The organism is Sphingopyxis alaskensis RB2256 (genome assembly GCF_000013985.1).
Taxonomy (GTDB): domain Bacteria; phylum Pseudomonadota; class Alphaproteobacteria; order Sphingomonadales; family Sphingomonadaceae; genus Sphingopyxis; species Sphingopyxis alaskensis.
Genome location: NC_008048.1, coordinates 530,219 through 545,414, shown reverse-complemented (window position 1 = coordinate 545,414; position 15,196 = coordinate 530,219). Strand labels below are relative to the sequence as shown.

The window sequence follows — 15,196 nt, the reverse complement described above, 5'->3', positions numbered from 1 at the left end:
CTGCGATAGTCGCCGCGGGGCAAGGGGATCGGTCTAAGAAGGACGACCCCGATGTATAGTGAAAGCGACCTGCAAGCCGCGGTCGATGCGAAGATATTGACGCCGGAGGCCGCCGCGGCCTTTCGTGGCCATATCGCATCGGTGCGCGCCGCCCCCGGAGCGGATGAAGAATCCTTCCGCCTCATCACCGGCTTCAACGATATTTTCGTGAGCATCGCGGCGGTAATCCTGCTCGTCGCGGTGGCGTGGATCGGCGAATCGATTCACTCCGCGCTCGCCGGCGCCTTCGTCGCCGGCTCGGCGTGGTTGCTGGCGGAGTATTTTACGCGCCGCCGGCGCATGGCGCTGCCCAGCATCATCCTCGTGCTCGCCTTTGCCGGCGGCGTCTTTGCGACGATGGCGGGTTTCCTCGTCGAACATGGCGAGGCGATTTTCGGCCGCAGCCCCGGCGATACCGTCGGCGCGTTGCTGGTCGGTTCGATCGCCGCAGTCACTGCGGGCGCAACCTGGCTGCACTGGAAGCGCTTCATGGTGCCGATCACCGTCGCGGCGGGCACCGCCGCAATCGCGGCGACCGCGATCGCGCTGATCCTGTCGCTGACCGGCGTTCCCGATCATAACCCGACGCTGGTGATGGCGCTGGTCCTCGTCGCGGGGCTTGGGGTGTTCACGCTCGCCATGTGGTGGGACAAGAGCGACCGGGCGCGCCAGACGCGGCGCAGCGACGTCGCCTTCTGGCTGCATTTGCTCGCCGCACCGATGATCGCGCATCCGATCTTTCACCTGCTCGGCGTGACCGAGGGCGACAATATCGGCAGCGGCGCCGCCGTCATGGTCGTCGCCATCTATGTGCTGTTCGGGCTGATCGCGCTTGCGATCGACCGCCGCGCGCTGCTCGTTTCGGCGCTCGCCTATGTGCTCTTCGCGCTGACGCAGCTGTTCAACCAGTTCGGCGCGGTCGAACTCAACGTCGCGCTTACCGCCTTCGTGATCGGCTCGGCGCTTCTGCTGCTGTCGGCCTTCTGGCAGAATGCGCGGGCGGTGGTCGTGGGGATCCTGCCAACGACTATCGCCAATCAGTTGCCGGTCGCGGTCAGTCCGCAACCAGCTTCATAAGTTTGCGCTCGACGGGGGCGAGCACATTGGACAGCTCGTCCCCGCGCTTCAGGATCGCCCCGGCTTCGGAGACCAAGGCCCACATGCCCTGACGGTTCCGGAGCGCGGGGCGTTTTTCGATGCGGTATTCGGGGCGCTCTGCGGCGCGACGAAAGGCGGAGAAGATCGCGGCGTCGCGGTGGAAATCCATCGCATAGTCGCGCCAATGCCCTGCGGCGACCATGCGGCCGTAAAGGTCGAGGATGCGCAAAAGTTCGGGGCGTTCGAAACCGGTCTGAAGCGGCGCCGTCCGGCCTGCGAACGGCAGGGGGGTGACCGTTCCCATCAGGCGCTCTTACGCCCTCCCTTGCGCCGCGGCGCCTCTTCGTCAGCTTCCGCCACGTCGCGCTGGGCGATCAGCGCCGCGAGCTGTTTCTGCATCTGTTCGAGCTGGCATTGCAGCAGTTCGACCTTTTGCGTCGCGGGATCGAAAATCTCGCTGCACGGCGTGCCATAAGGCACGAACTCGCGCGCATATTCGGCGGCATCGACCAGGGTCGAACGCGCCGGGATGCCCACCATCACCGCACCTTCGGGCACGTCCTTGGTCACCACCGCATTGGCGCCGACGCGCGCGCGCGCGTTGACCGTGATCGGCCCCAATATCTGCGCGCCCGATCCGACGATGACATCGTCGGCCAGTGTCGGATGACGTTTGCCCGCAATGCCGTTGGCGGGATCGGTGCCGCCCAGCGTCACGCATTGGTAAATGGTCACATTGTCGCCGATCTCGGCGGTTTCGCCGATGACGGTGAAGCCGTGGTCGATGAAGAGGTGACGGCCGATCTTCGCGCCGGGATGGATGTCGATCGCCGTCAGGAAGCGCGACAGGTGATTGACGAAGCGCGCGAGGAAAAACAGACGCGCCTCGAACAGCCAGTGGGCGATGCGGTGCAATCCGACCGCGAGCAGCCCCGGATAGAGCAGGATTTCCCAGCGCGACCGCGGCGCGGGGTCGCGCGCCTTGATCGAATCGAGATAGGCGATCAGCCCGTTGAACATAAGCGTCCCCTGCGACCCTATTTCTGTACCGGGCAAGATAGATGTTCGCAGGCGGTATTTCCACCCCCGACGGCATTTATTCGATCAGCGGCCGAACAGCCCGATGCGCAAAAGCAGCAATCCTTCGCTTCGCAAGTGTCGTTCGCCATCGCGTGCTGCAATCGCCGCGGCCCAGCGGTCGAGCATCAGCAGAGCGCGCTTTCCGGCGTAATCGCGGCGTGAGGGCACGCCGGATATTTTGGCGTCCTGCAAAAGCTGTCGCGCTTCGGCCTCCGCCCCGACGACGCCCGCACCCCAAACAAGACCCCAGCGTTGACCGCCGCGCTCCGTGCCGCCCGACAGCGCGAAGAGGTGCGCGCCGAAGCGCACGGATGCCACCCGTCGCCCGGTATCGCCCTCTGCCAGCAGCATCGTTTCGGCCGCATCGACGAGCGCGTCGAGCCCGCCCTGCCCGGCCCAGCTCGCCGCGAGGTCGGCGAGCAGCGGTTCGCCCTTGGGGAGTGCAGCAGGATCGGCCGCCAGCATCGCCATCATGTCGCGCCACCAGGCAAGCTTGATCTGTCCGATCAGCGGCTCGCGCGCGTCGAGCAGCAATCTGGTCAACCGCGCGGCGAGCCCCCACAACGCCGCCATCGCCGCGCGCCGCGCCCGCGGCACCGCGACCATGACGCGCGGATCGCGCATATCGGGGTAGGCGCTGGGTTCAGCCGTCGCCCCCGCGAAGGCGGGGGCCGGTGTCGGTTTACTCGGCATGGAAGGGCAAGGCCGATGACGGCCCCCGCCTTCGCGGGGGCGACGGATTAACGATTGAGAACCGCCTTCACCGCCGTCACCACGCGCGGCGTGTCGATCAGCGCGGCCTTCTCCAGGTTGTTCGCATAGGGCAGCGGCACATCCTCGTTGCACACGCGCATCACGGGCGCGTCGAGGTCGTCGAAGCCCTGCTCCATCGCGACCATCGCGATTTCGCTGGCGATCGAGCAGACCGGCCAGCCCTCCTCGACGACGACAAGGCGGTTCGTCTTCTTGAGGCTGGCGAGCACCGTCGCGGTGTCGAGCGGGCGCAGCGTACGCAGGTCGATCACCTCGGCGTCGATCCCCTCGCCCGCAAGGCTGTCGGCCGCCTCGAGCGCCAGGCCGACGCCGATCGAATAGCTGACGACGGTGACATCGCGCCCTTCGCGCATCACGCGCGCCTTGCCGATCGGCAGCACGAAATCATCGACATCGGGAACCTCGAAGCTGCGGCCATAGAGCAGCTCGTTTTCGAGGAAGACGACCGGGTCTTCGGTGCGGATCGCCGCCTTCAGCAGCCCCTTGGCGTCGGCGGCGTCATAGGGCGCGATGACGATCAGGCCGGGAACGCTGGCATACCAGGGCCCGTAATTCTGGCTGTGCTGCGCGCCGACGCGCGCCGCCGCACCGTTGGGGCCGCGGAAAACGATCGGGCAGCGCATCTGCCCGCCCGACATATAGTTGGTCTTCGCCGCCGAATTGATGATGTGGTCGATCGCCTGCATCGCAAAGTTGAAGGTCATGAACTCGATGACGGGCCTGAGGCCGCCCATCGCCGCGCCTGCGCCCAGGCCGGCAAAGCCATATTCGGTGATCGGCGTGTCGACCACGCGCCGCGCGCCAAACTCCTGGAGCAGCCCCTGCGTGACCTTGTACGCGCCCTGATATTCGGCGACTTCCTCGCCCATCACAAAGACGCGGTCGTCCCTTCGCATTTCCTCGGCCATCGCGTCGCGCAGCGCTTCGCGGACGGTGAGCTTGACCATCGCGGTGCCTTCGGGGATCGCGGGGTCGGAAGCGCGTTCGGTCGCGGCGGGCCTGTCCGCAACGGGAGCGGGAGCGGGTGCAGGCTCATCCGTCGCCCCCGCGGGGGCGGGGGCCGCTGGCGTGGGCTCACTGTTGCTTGCGGCCCCCGCCTGCGCGGGGGCGACGTTTTGTTCCTCCCCTTCGCCCTGAATCGTCGCGATCACGGTGCCGACCTTCACATTGTCGGTGCCTTCGGGAACGAGGATCTGGCCGATCGTCCCTTCGTCGACCGCTTCAAACTCCATCGTTGCCTTGTCGGTTTCGATTTCGGCGAGGATGTCGCCCGACTTCACAATGTCGCCTTCCTTGACGAGCCACTTGGCGAGCGTGCCCTCTTCCATCGTCGGCGACAGCGCCGGCATCTTCAGTTCGATGGCCATCTCAATATTGCTCCACCAGCACGTCGGTATAGAGTTCGGACAAGTCGGGTTCGGGCGCGCTCTCGGCAAAGTCGGCCGATTCGGCGACGATCGCACGGATTTCCTTGTCGATATCCTTGATCCGGTCCTCGCCGATCCCGGCGCCCTCCATCAGCTTTTTCAGATGCTCGATCGCGTCCGATTTGTCGCGCACCGCCTGCACTTCCTCGCGGCTGCGATATTTTGCGGGGTCGGACATCGAGTGTCCGCGGTAGCGATAGGTCTTGAGTTCCATCAGCACCGGCCCCCTGCCTGCGCGCACCCATTCGAGCGCCGCCTCAGCCGCGCCGCGCACCGCGAGCACGTCCATGCCGTCGACCTGCATCCCCGGAATGCGGAAACTTTCGCCGCGGCGATAGAGCTGGTCCTCCGCCGACGCGCGGTTGACCGACGTGCCCATGGCGTACTGGTTGTTCTCGATCACGAAGATAATCGGCAGCTTCCACAGCTCGGCCATGTTGAAGCTTTCGTAGACCTGACCCTGGTTCGCGGCGCCGTCGCCGAAATAGGCCATCGCCACACCGCCGTCGCCGCGATATTTGTGCGCGAAGGCAAGGCCCGTGCCGAGCGAGACCTGCGCGCCGACGATACCGTGACCGCCGTAGAACTTGTGCTCGACGCTGAACATGTGCATCGAGCCGCCCTTGCCCTTCGAAATGCCCGCGGCGCGGCCGGTCAGCTCGGCCATGATGACCTTGGGGTCGATGCCGTAGGCGAGCATGTGGCCATGGTCGCGATATCCGGTGATGACGCTGTCCTTGTCCCCGTCCAGCGCCGATTGCAGGCCGACCGCCACGGCTTCCTGACCGATATAGAGGTGGCAGAAACCGCCGATCAGCCCCAGACCGTAGAGCTGCCCCGCCTTTTCCTCGAAGCGGCGGATGAGCAGCATGTCGCGATAGAATTTTTCGAGTTCTTGCGGGGTCGCGTCATAGGGGACCGGATCGCGCGGCCCTTCGCGATTGGATGCGGGAGCTGGGGTGGCAGCGACTTTTTTTGGCGCGGCAGTCTTACGCGCGGGTGCTTTGGCCAAGGCGGATTTCCTTTGCGATTAGCCGTTACGGCAAGGCTCCCTATAGGAGCGGCGCAGCGGGTTTGGCAACGTCTGCCATGACGGCGGGCAAGGCCGACTTACGTATGCAGCAAATCCTAAGCCCCTCCCCTTCAGGGGAGGGGTTGGGGTGGGGGCCATCGGCCTAGCGCAAGGCCGATGGCCCCCACCCGCTGCGACTAACGAACAAGTTCGCAAGTCTCGCTGCCCTCCCCTGAAGGGGAGGGCTTTGGATTGGGTCGTTACTTAGCCTCGGGCTCCATCGGAATGATCACCTCGTCGGGGTGATAGGCGCCCAGTTTCGAGCGCACATATTCCTCGGCCAGATCGGGATCGACGCGCCGCTGATCGAGCAGGTTGACGCGGTTCTGAAGCTCGCGCTCCTTCTTCACGAGTTCGCTCAGCACGACACGTTTTTTCTCGACGGACTGGCTATATTCGCCCCAGGCATAAAGCCCGGTCGGGCCGAAAATCGCATAGCCCAGCATTGCCAGCACCGCGATCACCGCCAGCGCCGGTCCGGTCGCGCGGCGCATCGATTTGCGTAATTTGTGGCGCTGCGTCATCGCCGTCCTTGAATCACAGGCGATTCCCGGCGTCAAGGCGCCAGCGCGCACTTGTCCCCGGCTTTGCGGTCAGCCGAAAATCGCCGCGCCCGGATAGCGCGCCATATCGCCCAGCTCTTCCTCGATGCGGATCAGCTGGTTGTATTTCGCAAGCCGGTCCGACCGCGCGAGGCTGCCGGTCTTGATCTGGCCGCAGTTGGTCGCGACGGCAAGGTCGGCGATCGTCGCATCCTCGGTCTCGCCCGAGCGGTGCGACATCACCGCAGAATAGCGCGCGCGGTGCGCCATATCGACCGCATCCAATGTTTCGGACAGCGTGCCGATCTGGTTGACTTTGACAAGCAGCGAATTGGCAAGGCCGTCCTTGATCCCCTGTTCCAGCCGCGCCGGGTTGGTGACGAACAGATCGTCGCCGACGAGCTGGCACGTGCCGCCGATCAGGTCGGTCAGTGCCTTCCAGCCCGCGAAATCATCTTCGCTCATCCCGTCCTCGATCGACTTGATCGGGTAATCCTTGACGAGCGCGGCGAGATATTCGGCCATTTGTTCGGGGCTCAGCGACAGGCCTTCGCCGCTGATTTCATATTTGCCATTCCTGAAAAACTCGGTCGCGGCGCAATCGAGCGCGAGCACGACGTCGGTGCCGAGCTTGAAACCGGCCTGGTCGACCGAGGCGGCGATGAAATCGAGCGCATCGCGGGTCGAGGCAAGGTTGGGGGCGAAACCACCCTCGTCGCCCACGGCGGTCGCGAGGCCCTTCTGTGACAGGCCCTTCTTCAGCGTGTGGAAAATCTCGCTGCCCCAGCGCACCGCTTCGGCGATGCTGCCGGCGCCGACGGGCATGATCATGAACTCCTGCACGTCGATCGGATTGTCGGCATGTTCGCCGCCGTTGATGATGTTCATCATCGGCACCGGCAAGGTGCGCGCCGACACGCCGCCGACATAGCGATAGAGCGGCAGGCCGCGCGCGTCGGCGGCGGCCTTCGCGGCGGCAAGGCTGACGCCCAAAATCGCATTGGCGCCAAGGCGGCTCTTGTTCGGCGTGCCGTCGAGGTCGATCATTGCCATGTCAATCTCGCGCTGGTCCTCGGCATCGAGGCCGACCAGCGCCTCGGCGATGTCGCCGTTGACCGCCGCGACCGCTTTGGTCACGCCCTTGCCGAGATAGCGCCCCTTGTCGCCGTCGCGCAGTTCGACGGCCTCGTGTGCGCCGGTCGAGGCGCCCGAGGGAACCGCGGCACGGCCGAAGCTGCCGTCCTCCAGCAGCACATCGACTTCGACGGTGGGGTTGCCGCGGCTGTCGAGAATTTCGCGGCCGTGGATGTCGATGATGGCGGTCATGGATGATGTCCCTGCTGACGGCCGGATGCGGCCGGATGGATAAGGCGCCTGCCTGTTATCGGCGCCCGCGTGCGAGCGCAATACGCATAGGAATTTTGCGCGGCTATGGAACCAAAGGGCGCCGCTTGCTATATATTGATACAGGACCAAAAAGGATGCCCGCCCGCGCGGCGCCCGACACGACAGAAGAGGACAAGATGATGGCAAAAGCCGCTACGCCCGCGACCAAGAAAGCCGCAGCGCCCCGTCCCAAGGCCCCCGCGAAGGCCGCAGCCGCCAAGGCGGCGCCCGCTCGCAAGCCCGCGTCGACAAAGGCCGCCAAGGAGCATCCGATCCGCGATCAGCTGGCGGTGACGCGCGACACGATCAAGTCCGAAGCGTCGAAGAAGGCGGCATCGCTGAAGCAGGAAGCCGCTGCGCTCAAGAAACAGGCCACCGCCTCGGCGCGCGATGCCGCCACCAGGGGCAAGGACAAGGCCGCCGAAGCCGTGGGCAGCCTGGCCAGGCTGCTCGAAGACAGCGCCGGCACGGTCGATACCAAGTTCGGCAAGCAATATGGCGACTATGCGCGCTCGGCCGCCGCGACCGTCGCCGGCCTCGCCTCGACGCTCGACAAGAAGGATCTCGACGAACTCGCGGCATCGACACGCGACATGGTCAAGAAGAATCCCGCGATCGCGGTCGGCGCCGCGACGGTGATCGGCTTCGTCCTCGCCCGGATGCTCAAGGGCGGCTCGAACGACTGACCGGACCTTGGCATCCCCCGATCCCGAAACCCCCGCGCCCGTCGGGCGCAGCTTTGACGGCATAAGCCATGGCTATGCGCCGGACGCCCGCCCGGCAACGAGCGAGCCCGTGCCACTCGACCAGATCGCCCGCGATGTCGTCGAGAACCTGTCGGCGACGGCGAAAGCCGAACTGGCGCTGATCGAGGCGCGCGGCGAACTGGCGCTGCACGGCGCGACATGGAGCGCGGCGTGGGGCGCGGTCGCTGCCTGCGCGCTGGGAGTGGCGATGCTCGCGCTGGCATTCGGCGCGATCCTGGCGCTCGCTCCGCACACGGGGGCGTTGCTGGCAACGATCATTGTCGTCGCGGTGCTTCTGTTGATCGCGGCGCTCGCCGGCTGGCGCGCGCGCCGCGCCTATGACGACATCCGCACCGCGCTGCGGCGCGACCTGGTGAACGAAGGGGTCGATGACTGATGCCGCGCACACGCAACCGCCTGATAACCGCCGCGCGCCGGTCGATGCTCCAGCGCGCTGAACTCTATCGGCGGCTCGACGTCGCCAAGGCGGCGCTGCATCCCGCCGCGCTGCTCGACCGCGGCAAATATCGCGTGCGGACCAAGGTCGACGATGCCGCGCACGCGGTAAGGCAGGAGTTTCGCGACAATCGCTGGCCGATTGCGATCGCCGCCGCTGCGGGCATCGCCTGGCTGCTGCGCGAACCGATCAAGGAACATGCGCCCCGGCTGGCGCGCAAGGTGCAGGACGTGGTCGCGGGCATCGCCGATCGTTTTCGTGCCGACGCGACCGACGAAGATGGCGCCGGACAAGTGGAGGAAAATGATGAAGCCGTTCAGTGAAACCGCGCGCGAAACACGTGCGAAAGCGAGTGAACTTGCAGAAAAAACCGCCGAAAATGCCCGCCTGACCGCCGAGGCGGCAAAGGCGCGCATCCAGGAAGGCTATGGCCGCGCCCGCGCCGCGACCGAAGACCTCGCCGCGCGCGCCAGCGAACAGGCCGGCGTCGCGCGCGAGGCGGCAAGCGAAGCCTATGCGAAGGGCAAGGTGCAGGCGAAGCGCGCGAACAGCAAGCTGAAGGACGTCGCCGAAAAGCAGCCGCTGGCGCTCGTCGCCGGCGCGGTCGCCATCGGCGCGCTGCTTGGATCGCTGTTGCCGAAGGGTCGTTCCGGGGAGGAATGAGCCCGCTTGCCCCGAACGAAAACCGCTGTTAGGGGCCGCCGCTTCTCCCCATCAGCGGTTATCCGCAAGGAAAGCAGCCATGAGCAAATTGCACCTCGTGTTCGGCGGCCGGGTCAGCGATCCGCAGGGCCTCGACTTTGTCGACCTTGCCAATCTGGATGTCGTCGGCCTCTATCCCGACTATAAATCGGCCGAAAAAGCATGGCGCAGCGCCGCGCAGCGCACCGTCGACGATGCCGAAATGAAATATGTCGTCGTCCACCTGCACAAGCTGTTGCAGCCCGAGGCGGAGTGATCGCTGACAAGGGTTGGACTATGATTCACTGCTTGTGACCGTCATTCCGGCGAAGGCCGGAATCTCGCCCTCGCATCCTGCCGCAACGGCGAGATCCCGGCCTTCGCCGGGATGACAACATAAGGAAGGGTGGCTCGATCCAATCCGATCGAGCGATCGTTACCGGAAATTGTCGGCGTAGGCTTGGATCTTCAGCTTGCGCACGGGCGTCGGCATGACCTCCGCATCGATGCCATATTTTTCCGCATAGGCGACCGCTTCCTCGCGGCTCGCAAAGCTCAGGCGAAGCTGGCGCTGCGTATCGCCGCTGCCCGCCCAACCCATCAGTGGGTCGGGCTTGCGCGCCTCGGCGGGGGCGAACTCCAGCATCCAGCGCCCGGTTCCCGCACGCCCCGACTGCATCGCATTTTTGGGCTTCTGGTAGATTCGCGCTTTCATCGGAGAGTCCCTGACCGGATGTTTCTGCCGCCGCCTTAGCGCCAGGGAGCGCGGGCGAAAAGGGGCTATTGACCCTCGCGCCGCGCCTGCGCCGCCTTGGTCATCAGCGTCGGACGGGCGCCTGCGGGATCGTCTGGCCAGCTATGCTTTGGATAACGGCCGCGCATTTCGCGCGCGACATCGTGCCAGCTGCCCGCCCAGAAGGACGCCAGATCGCGCGTCGTCTGGATCGGCCGATGCGCGGGCGACGTCAGCGCGAGGATCAGCGGCACCGGCGGATCGCCGACGACCGGGTGACGCGACTGGCCGAACATCTCCTGCACCCGGACGCTGACCGTCGGGCCGCCGTCGGCGCCATAGTCGATCGGATGCCGACTGCCCGCCGGGGTCACGTAATCGGCGGGCGCATGTCTTTCGAGCAACTGTCGCGCCGGCCAGTCGAGCATCGCCATCAGCGCATCGGCGAGCCTGCGGTCGCCGATGTCGCGCAACCCGCGGCAGTCGGCGAGCAAGGGCTCGAGCCAGATTTCGAGGTTGTCGCCAAGCGCATTGGTCGACAGCGCGTCGAGCCCCGCAAAGGAGGCGCGTTGGCGCAGTGCCTGCGCCGCCGGACCCCAGCCGATAAGACCCAGACCCTTGTCGCGCACCGCCGCCATGCGCACCGCGATATCGTCTGCGGCCGTGTCCCCGCGCGGCGCCGGTCCGCTCGTCAGCGCAATCGCGCCGAGCCGCCGCTCGCGCCGGTGATCGACGCGGTCGTTCGCGCTGTCGTAGCGGCTTGCCGAATGGACGACGATATGGTCCGCGAACAAGGTTTCGACCTCGACCGCATCAATCGCCGCGGCGGCGAGGATGCGCACGCCCGCGGCGTGTCCCTGCGCATCGGCGATTGCCAGCCATTCGCTCCCGGCCAGCGGATCGACCGGATCGAGACGATAGGCCCGCCCTCCGACGCTCAGATACTCACCGCGCTGACCCGCGCGCCGACGCGCCACGCGATCGGGCCAGGCGGTCGCTATCCAGCCGCCGAGCGAGCGCGGCGCGGCTTCGCCTGCCCCCGCCGCCAGCTTTTCCGCGATGCCCGAAAGCCGCCGTGCGAGGCGAAACGCCCCTCCGGACCGCTCGTCGCGCTGCGCGCGCCAGCGCGCCAGCCGCGCCTCGACATCGACGCCGCGCCCTCCGAGCCCCGGTTCGGTGAGCAGCACCGCCAGGCGCCCCGCCAACTCGCCTTCCCCCGCGCGCGCCGCGTCGAGCAGCATGTGCGCGAGCGGCACGGGCAGCGGGATCGCGGCGAGCGCCTTGCCATGCGCGGTGATCCGCCCGTCTTCGCCGAGCGCCCCGATCGCTTGCAGCCGCGTCTTCGCTTCGGCCACCGCGGCAGGCGACGGAGGATCGAGCCAGCCCAATTGGCGCGGGTCAATGATGCCCCAGCTCGCGCAGTCGAGCACGACGGGCATCAGGTCGCTCTCGTGGATTTCGGGCGGGTCGAAGGGCGGCATTCCCGCGGTCGCCGCGGCTTCCCACAAGCGATAAGCCGCCCCTGGCCCCTGCCGCGCCGCGCGCCCCGCGCGCTGCGTCGCCGACGCCTGACTCGCGCGTTCGGTGACGAGGCGCGATATCCCCGCGGCCTTGTCGAAGCGCGGGCGGCGCGAGAGGCCAGCGTCGATGACGATACGCACGCCGTCGATCGTCAGGCTGGTTTCGGCGATGCTCGTCGCGAGGATCAGCTTGCGCCGCCCCTCGGGATCGCGGACGAGCGCCTTTCGCTGGAGCGCGGGGTCGATCTGTCCGTGCAGCCGGTGGACAGCGAGCGGCAGGCGTGCCTCGTCCACTGCGTTCGCCGCGCGCTCGATGTCAGCGGCGCCGGGCAGGAAGGCGAGCATGTCGCCGTCTGCCTCGTCCGCCATCGCCTGCCGCACCGCCGCCAGCACCGACGCTTCGAGCCGATCCTCGGCGCGGCGGCCGATGTGGCGGAGATCGAGCGGAAAAATCTTGCCTTCGCTCTTCACCACCGGCGCATCGCCGAGCAGCGCGCCGAACCGCGCGCCGTCGAGCGTCGCCGACATGGCGACGAGGCGCAGATCGTCGCGCAGCCCCTGCTGCGCGTCGATTGCCAGCGCGAGCGCGAAATCGCCGTCAAGGCTGCGCTCGTGGACTTCGTCGAACAGCACCGCCGACACGCCGCGAAGTTCGGGATCGGCAAGGATGCGGTTGCGGAACAGGCCGGGGGTCATCACCAGCAGCCGCGTCGTCGCCGACTGCTTGCTGTCGAGCCGCGTCGCATAGCCAACCGCGCCGCCGACCGCCTCGCCCATCTCCTCCGATATGCGTTCGGCCGCACCGCGCGCCGCGAGCCGCCGCGGCGAGAGCAGCCATACCGCCCCCTTGCACCAGGGCTGATCGAGGATCGCCGGCGCGACGCGCGTGGTCTTCCCCGCGCCCGGCGGCGCCACTACGACGGCATTGGGCTTCAGCACCAGCGCCGCCATGATGTCGGGCAGCACGGCGTCGATCGGCAGCGGCAGCTGAGTCATCTGCGCGCCGCGGGATTGCCCAGTTCGATGTTGAGCCGATGCGCCGCGGCGGCGAGACACGCGACCTGTTCCGCCGTCACCTCCGTGTCTTCGCTCATCACCAGATTGCCGAGTTCATATTTACCGCTCGCCCTGATCCGGGGATCGAGCTCGCGCAGCCTTTTGCCACGCCAGAAACCCAGCAACACGCGATGCGCCTCGGCGCGGATCAGGATGCACGGTCCGTTCGCCAGGAACACCAGATTGGTCCATTTGATCGTCTCGTCAAACGGCGCCGCCCCCATGATCGCGGCGCGCATCATCGTGCAGCGGTCGAGCTGCCAGCCCGAAAGCGCGGCGATATAGGCGTCGGGGCTTTCCGCCGTCGGACCCATCGTCGCCGCGATCCCCGTTTCAATAAGCGCGCGCGACCGCGAAGGCGACCGCTTCGGTCAGCGCCGACTTCGCCTGGCTTGCGCGGAAACCGCCGATCGCATCGACCGCCCGCTGGCCATAATGGCGCGCGCGCGCCAGCGTGTCGGCGATCGTGTCATGCTTGCGCAGCAGGCTGGTGGCGTAGACCAGATCCTCGTCCGACGTCTTGTGGCCGGTGATCGCCTGCTTCCAGAAATCGCGCTCCTCGGCCGACCCGCGCGCATAGGCGAGGATGACGGGCAGCGTGACCTTGCCGTCGCGGAAATCGTCGCCGACGCCTTTGCCCATTGTTTCGGCGTCGGAGACATAGTCGATGGCGTCGTCGACGAGCTGGAAGGCGATGCCCAGATTTCGGCCATAGGCGTCGAGCGCGGCCTCGGTCGCTTCGTCGCGTTCGGCGACGACCGCGGCGATTTTGCACGCGGCGGCGAACAGTTCGGCGGTCTTGGCGTTGATGATCGCGAGATACTGGTCCTCGCTCGTTTCGATGCGGCGCTGCGCGGAGAGCTGGTTGACCTCGCCCTCGGCGATCACCGCCGAGGCGCGGCTCAATATCTTGAGCACCTTCAGCGAGCCGTCCTCGACCATCACCTCGAAGGCGCGGCTGAACAGGAAGTCGCCGACGAGCACCGAGGCGCTGTTGCCCCAGATGACATTCGCGGTCTTGCGGCCGCGGCGCAGGTCCGATTTGTCGACGACATCGTCGTGGAGCAGGGTCGCGGTGTGGATGAACTCGACGGCCGCGGCGAGTTTGCAATGGCGGCGCCCCGGATAGTCGAGCAGACGCCCGCAGGCGAGCGTCAGCATTGGCCGCATCCTTTTGCCGCCACCCGCAATCAGATGGCCGGCGAGTTCGGGGATCAGCGGCACTTCGGACTGCATCCGGTCGAGGATGACCGCATTCACCTCGTTCATGTCGGCGGCGACAAGCGTCATCATCGGGTCGAGCGAGGGCGGGACAGTCCCACGAAGCTGGTGGATTTCGGCAGTCATATCGCCGCGACCCTTGGCGGCGCGGCTGCGATTTTGCAACGACTTTCGGCTTGCCACCGCCCCCTTGCCGGTGCCAAGCGGGCCGCAAGAAACAGGAGCCCCCGCATGGACGACCAGCTGAGCCGTTACCGCCAGAGCATCGACAATATCGACGCGGCGCTCGTCTATATGCTCGCCGAACGCTTCAAGGTGACCAAGGCTGTCGGCGAACTGAAGGCGCGCGAAGGCCTGCCTCCCGCCGACCCCGGCCGTGAGGAGCGGCAGATCGAGCGGCTGCGCGCGCTCGCCCGCGACGCCGACCTCGACCCCGAGTTCAGCGAGAAGTTCCTGCGCTTTATCATCGACGAGGTGATCCGCCACCACCAGCAGGCGAAGCGCGAGCAGGGCGCATGAGCATGGACCATCCGATCTTCGCCCGCTGGCCCGCGAAATACCCCGACCGGCTCCAGCTTTTCTCGGCTCCCACGCCCAATGGGGTGAAGGCGGGAATCATGCTGGAGGAGACGGGCCTTTCCTATGAGCCGCACCGCATCGACATCATGGCGAATGAAAGCCATGACCCCGCCTTTCTCGCGCTCAACCCCAATGGCAAGATTCCCGCGATCTATGACCCTCAGGGGCCGGGCGGCAAGCCGCTCGCGCTGTTCGAATCGGGCGCGATCCTGATCTATCTTGCGGACAAGAGCGGGCAGTTTCTTTCGCCCGATCCGGCGGCGCGTTACGAAACGATCCAGTGGGTGATGTGGCAGATGGGCGGCGTCGGGCCGATGTTCGGCCAGCTCGGCTTTTTCCACAAATTCGCGGGCCGCGAATATGCGGACAAGCGGCCCCGCGACCGCTACGCCGCCGAATCGGCGCGGCTGCTCGGCGTGCTCGACGATCGGCTTGCGGCGCGGCCATGGGTGATGGGCGCGGATTACAGCATCGCCGACATCTCGCTGCTCGGCTGGGTGCGCAATCTGATCGGCTTTTACGACGCCGCCGAAATCGTCGGGTTCGAGCGTTTCGCGCGTGTGCAGCGCTGGCTGGACGCCGGACTGGCGCGGCCGGGCGTGCAGCGCGGGCTGGAGGTTACGGCGGGTTGAGGGCGGGGAGTTGCCCGGATGTAAACCTATATTCCATCGTCATCCCGGCGCAGGCCGGGATCTCGCCGGTGCGGTAATCCGATAGGGTGAGATCCCGGCCTTCGCCGGGATGACGGGGTAGGGAGAGCACATCCCCTTTACCTCCATGCCCCA

Annotated in this window: 19 protein-coding genes; 8 read left to right on the top strand and 11 right to left on the bottom strand. The window is 66.7% G+C overall.

Translation table 11 applies throughout. The annotated features are described in order from the left end of the window. The first annotated feature begins 51 nt into the window (after positions 1–51). Positions 52–1,116: a hypothetical protein gene (locus SALA_RS02655; RefSeq protein WP_011540842.1), complete on the top strand. Its 1,065-nt coding sequence runs from the start codon at positions 52–54 to the stop codon at positions 1,114–1,116. Here SALA_RS02655 and SALA_RS02650 read toward each other — a convergent pair. The 7 genes from SALA_RS02650 to eno form a co-directional block, all read right to left on the bottom strand. Continuing rightward, positions 1,094–1,441 carry a DUF2794 domain-containing protein gene (locus tag SALA_RS02650; protein WP_011540841.1) on the bottom strand — a complete coding sequence of 116 codons (348 nt, stop codon included), beginning with the start codon at positions 1,439–1,441 and terminating at the stop codon, positions 1,094–1,096. The genes SALA_RS02655 and SALA_RS02650 overlap by 23 nt on opposite strands. Next, positions 1,441–2,157 (bottom strand): serine O-acetyltransferase EpsC, encoded by a 717-nt coding sequence (gene epsC / locus SALA_RS02645; protein ID WP_011540840.1) that lies wholly within the window; start codon positions 2,155–2,157, stop codon positions 1,441–1,443. Before epsC ends, SALA_RS02650 begins: the two co-directional genes overlap by 1 nt. 84 nt (positions 2,158–2,241) lie before the next feature. Next, positions 2,242–2,841 carry a hypothetical protein gene (locus SALA_RS02640; RefSeq protein ID WP_237700915.1) on the bottom strand — a complete coding sequence of 200 codons (600 nt, stop codon included), beginning with the start codon at positions 2,839–2,841 and terminating at the stop codon, positions 2,242–2,244. 116 nt (positions 2,842–2,957) lie between these two features. Next, a complete protein-coding gene (locus SALA_RS02635; RefSeq protein WP_011540838.1) occupies positions 2,958–4,358 on the bottom strand; it encodes a pyruvate dehydrogenase complex E1 component subunit beta in 1,401 nt (466 codons plus the stop codon). A gap of 1 nt (position 4,359) precedes the next feature. Next, positions 4,360–5,430 carry a pyruvate dehydrogenase (acetyl-transferring) E1 component subunit alpha gene (pdhA, locus tag SALA_RS02630; RefSeq protein ID WP_011540837.1) on the bottom strand — a complete coding sequence of 357 codons (1,071 nt, stop codon included), beginning with the start codon at positions 5,428–5,430 and terminating at the stop codon, positions 4,360–4,362. Positions 5,431–5,690: 260 nt separating this feature from the next. Continuing rightward, entirely contained in the window at positions 5,691–6,014 is a 324-nt protein-coding gene (locus tag SALA_RS02625) for an FtsB family cell division protein (protein WP_011540836.1), read from the bottom strand. Between the two features lie 69 nt (positions 6,015–6,083). Next, positions 6,084–7,358 carry a phosphopyruvate hydratase gene (gene eno / locus SALA_RS02620; protein WP_011540835.1) on the bottom strand — a complete coding sequence of 425 codons (1,275 nt, stop codon included), beginning with the start codon at positions 7,356–7,358 and terminating at the stop codon, positions 6,084–6,086. Between the two features lie 155 nt (positions 7,359–7,513). Between eno and SALA_RS02615 the strand changes: the two genes are divergently transcribed. From SALA_RS02615 to SALA_RS02595, 5 genes are all read left to right on the top strand, one after another. Next, positions 7,514–8,104, top strand: a complete 591-nt coding sequence (locus tag SALA_RS02615; RefSeq protein WP_011540834.1) for a hypothetical protein — start codon at positions 7,514–7,516, stop codon at positions 8,102–8,104. Positions 8,105–8,111: 7 nt separating this feature from the next. After that, complete coding sequence (locus SALA_RS02610) at positions 8,112–8,561, top strand: phage holin family protein (RefSeq protein ID WP_011540833.1); 450 nt, start codon at positions 8,112–8,114, stop codon at positions 8,559–8,561. Next, on the top strand, positions 8,561–8,944 hold the full coding sequence (locus tag SALA_RS02605; RefSeq protein WP_011540832.1) for a DUF3618 domain-containing protein: 384 nt from the start codon (positions 8,561–8,563) through the stop codon (positions 8,942–8,944). Before SALA_RS02610 ends, SALA_RS02605 begins: the two co-directional genes overlap by 1 nt. Next, positions 8,925–9,284 (top strand): hypothetical protein, encoded by a 360-nt coding sequence (locus tag SALA_RS02600; RefSeq protein WP_237700914.1) that lies wholly within the window; start codon positions 8,925–8,927, stop codon positions 9,282–9,284. Before SALA_RS02605 ends, SALA_RS02600 begins: the two co-directional genes overlap by 20 nt. 79 nt (positions 9,285–9,363) lie before the next feature. Further along, the gene (locus SALA_RS02595) at positions 9,364–9,579 is read left to right on the top strand and encodes a DUF4170 domain-containing protein (protein ID WP_011540830.1); all 216 of its coding nucleotides are present in this window, start codon (positions 9,364–9,366) and stop codon (positions 9,577–9,579) included. Positions 9,580–9,738: 159 nt separating this feature from the next. Here the strand turns inward: SALA_RS02595 and SALA_RS02590 are convergent, their stop codons facing one another. From SALA_RS02590 to SALA_RS02575, 4 genes are all read right to left on the bottom strand, one after another. Next, a complete protein-coding gene (locus SALA_RS02590) occupies positions 9,739–10,017 on the bottom strand; it encodes an ETC complex I subunit (RefSeq protein ID WP_011540829.1) in 279 nt (92 codons plus the stop codon). 65 nt (positions 10,018–10,082) lie between these two features. Next, the gene (gene hrpB / locus SALA_RS02585) at positions 10,083–12,551 is read right to left on the bottom strand and encodes an ATP-dependent helicase HrpB (protein ID WP_011540828.1); all 2,469 of its coding nucleotides are present in this window, start codon (positions 12,549–12,551) and stop codon (positions 10,083–10,085) included. After that, positions 12,548–12,925, bottom strand: a complete 378-nt coding sequence (locus SALA_RS02580) for a DUF1801 domain-containing protein (RefSeq protein ID WP_011540827.1) — start codon at positions 12,923–12,925, stop codon at positions 12,548–12,550. The genes hrpB and SALA_RS02580 overlap by 4 nt, the downstream gene beginning before the upstream one ends. Positions 12,926–12,944: 19 nt before the next feature. Next, positions 12,945–13,958: a polyprenyl synthetase family protein gene (locus SALA_RS02575; RefSeq protein WP_011540826.1), complete on the bottom strand. Its 1,014-nt coding sequence runs from the start codon at positions 13,956–13,958 to the stop codon at positions 12,945–12,947. 105 nt (positions 13,959–14,063) lie between these two features. On the opposite strand from SALA_RS02575, the gene SALA_RS02570 reads away from it, so the two are divergent. Both SALA_RS02570 and SALA_RS02565 read left to right on the top strand, forming a co-directional pair. Next, on the top strand, positions 14,064–14,351 hold the full coding sequence (locus tag SALA_RS02570; RefSeq protein ID WP_011540825.1) for a chorismate mutase: 288 nt from the start codon (positions 14,064–14,066) through the stop codon (positions 14,349–14,351). After that, positions 14,348–15,043 carry a glutathione S-transferase N-terminal domain-containing protein gene (locus tag SALA_RS02565; RefSeq protein ID WP_041383014.1) on the top strand — a complete coding sequence of 232 codons (696 nt, stop codon included), beginning with the start codon at positions 14,348–14,350 and terminating at the stop codon, positions 15,041–15,043. Before SALA_RS02570 ends, SALA_RS02565 begins: the two co-directional genes overlap by 4 nt. The last annotated feature ends 153 nt before the right edge of the window (positions 15,044–15,196 follow it).

Bases quoted from the DNA above. Each gene is read 5' to 3' on its own strand.
- SALA_RS02655 (WP_011540842.1), top strand. From the start codon at position 52: ATGTATAGTGAAAGCGACCTGCAAGCCGCGGTCGATGCGAAGATATTG.
- SALA_RS02650 (WP_011540841.1), bottom strand. From the start codon at position 1,441: ATGGGAACGGTCACCCCCCTGCCGTTCGCAGGCCGGACGGCGCCGCTT.
- epsC (WP_011540840.1), bottom strand. From the start codon at position 2,157: ATGTTCAACGGGCTGATCGCCTATCTCGATTCGATCAAGGCGCGCGAC.
- SALA_RS02640 (WP_237700915.1), bottom strand. From the start codon at position 2,841: ATGCGCGATCCGCGCGTCATGGTCGCGGTGCCGCGGGCGCGGCGCGCG.
- SALA_RS02635 (WP_011540838.1), bottom strand. From the start codon at position 4,358: ATGGCCATCGAACTGAAGATGCCGGCGCTGTCGCCGACGATGGAAGAG.
- SALA_RS02625 (WP_011540836.1), bottom strand. From the start codon at position 6,014: ATGACGCAGCGCCACAAATTACGCAAATCGATGCGCCGCGCGACCGGA.
- eno (WP_011540835.1), bottom strand. From the start codon at position 7,358: ATGACCGCCATCATCGACATCCACGGCCGCGAAATTCTCGACAGCCGC.
- SALA_RS02615 (WP_011540834.1), top strand. From the start codon at position 7,514: ATGCCCGCCCGCGCGGCGCCCGACACGACAGAAGAGGACAAGATGATG.
- SALA_RS02605 (WP_011540832.1), top strand. From the start codon at position 8,561: ATGCCGCGCACACGCAACCGCCTGATAACCGCCGCGCGCCGGTCGATG.
- SALA_RS02600 (WP_237700914.1), top strand. From the start codon at position 8,925: ATGATGAAGCCGTTCAGTGAAACCGCGCGCGAAACACGTGCGAAAGCG.
- SALA_RS02595 (WP_011540830.1), top strand. From the start codon at position 9,364: ATGAGCAAATTGCACCTCGTGTTCGGCGGCCGGGTCAGCGATCCGCAG.
- SALA_RS02590 (WP_011540829.1), bottom strand. From the start codon at position 10,017: ATGAAAGCGCGAATCTACCAGAAGCCCAAAAATGCGATGCAGTCGGGG.
- hrpB (WP_011540828.1), bottom strand. From the start codon at position 12,551: ATGACTCAGCTGCCGCTGCCGATCGACGCCGTGCTGCCCGACATCATG.
- SALA_RS02580 (WP_011540827.1), bottom strand. From the start codon at position 12,925: ATGGGTCCGACGGCGGAAAGCCCCGACGCCTATATCGCCGCGCTTTCG.
- SALA_RS02575 (WP_011540826.1), bottom strand. From the start codon at position 13,958: ATGACTGCCGAAATCCACCAGCTTCGTGGGACTGTCCCGCCCTCGCTC.
- SALA_RS02570 (WP_011540825.1), top strand. From the start codon at position 14,064: ATGGACGACCAGCTGAGCCGTTACCGCCAGAGCATCGACAATATCGAC.
- SALA_RS02565 (WP_041383014.1), top strand. From the start codon at position 14,348: ATGAGCATGGACCATCCGATCTTCGCCCGCTGGCCCGCGAAATACCCC.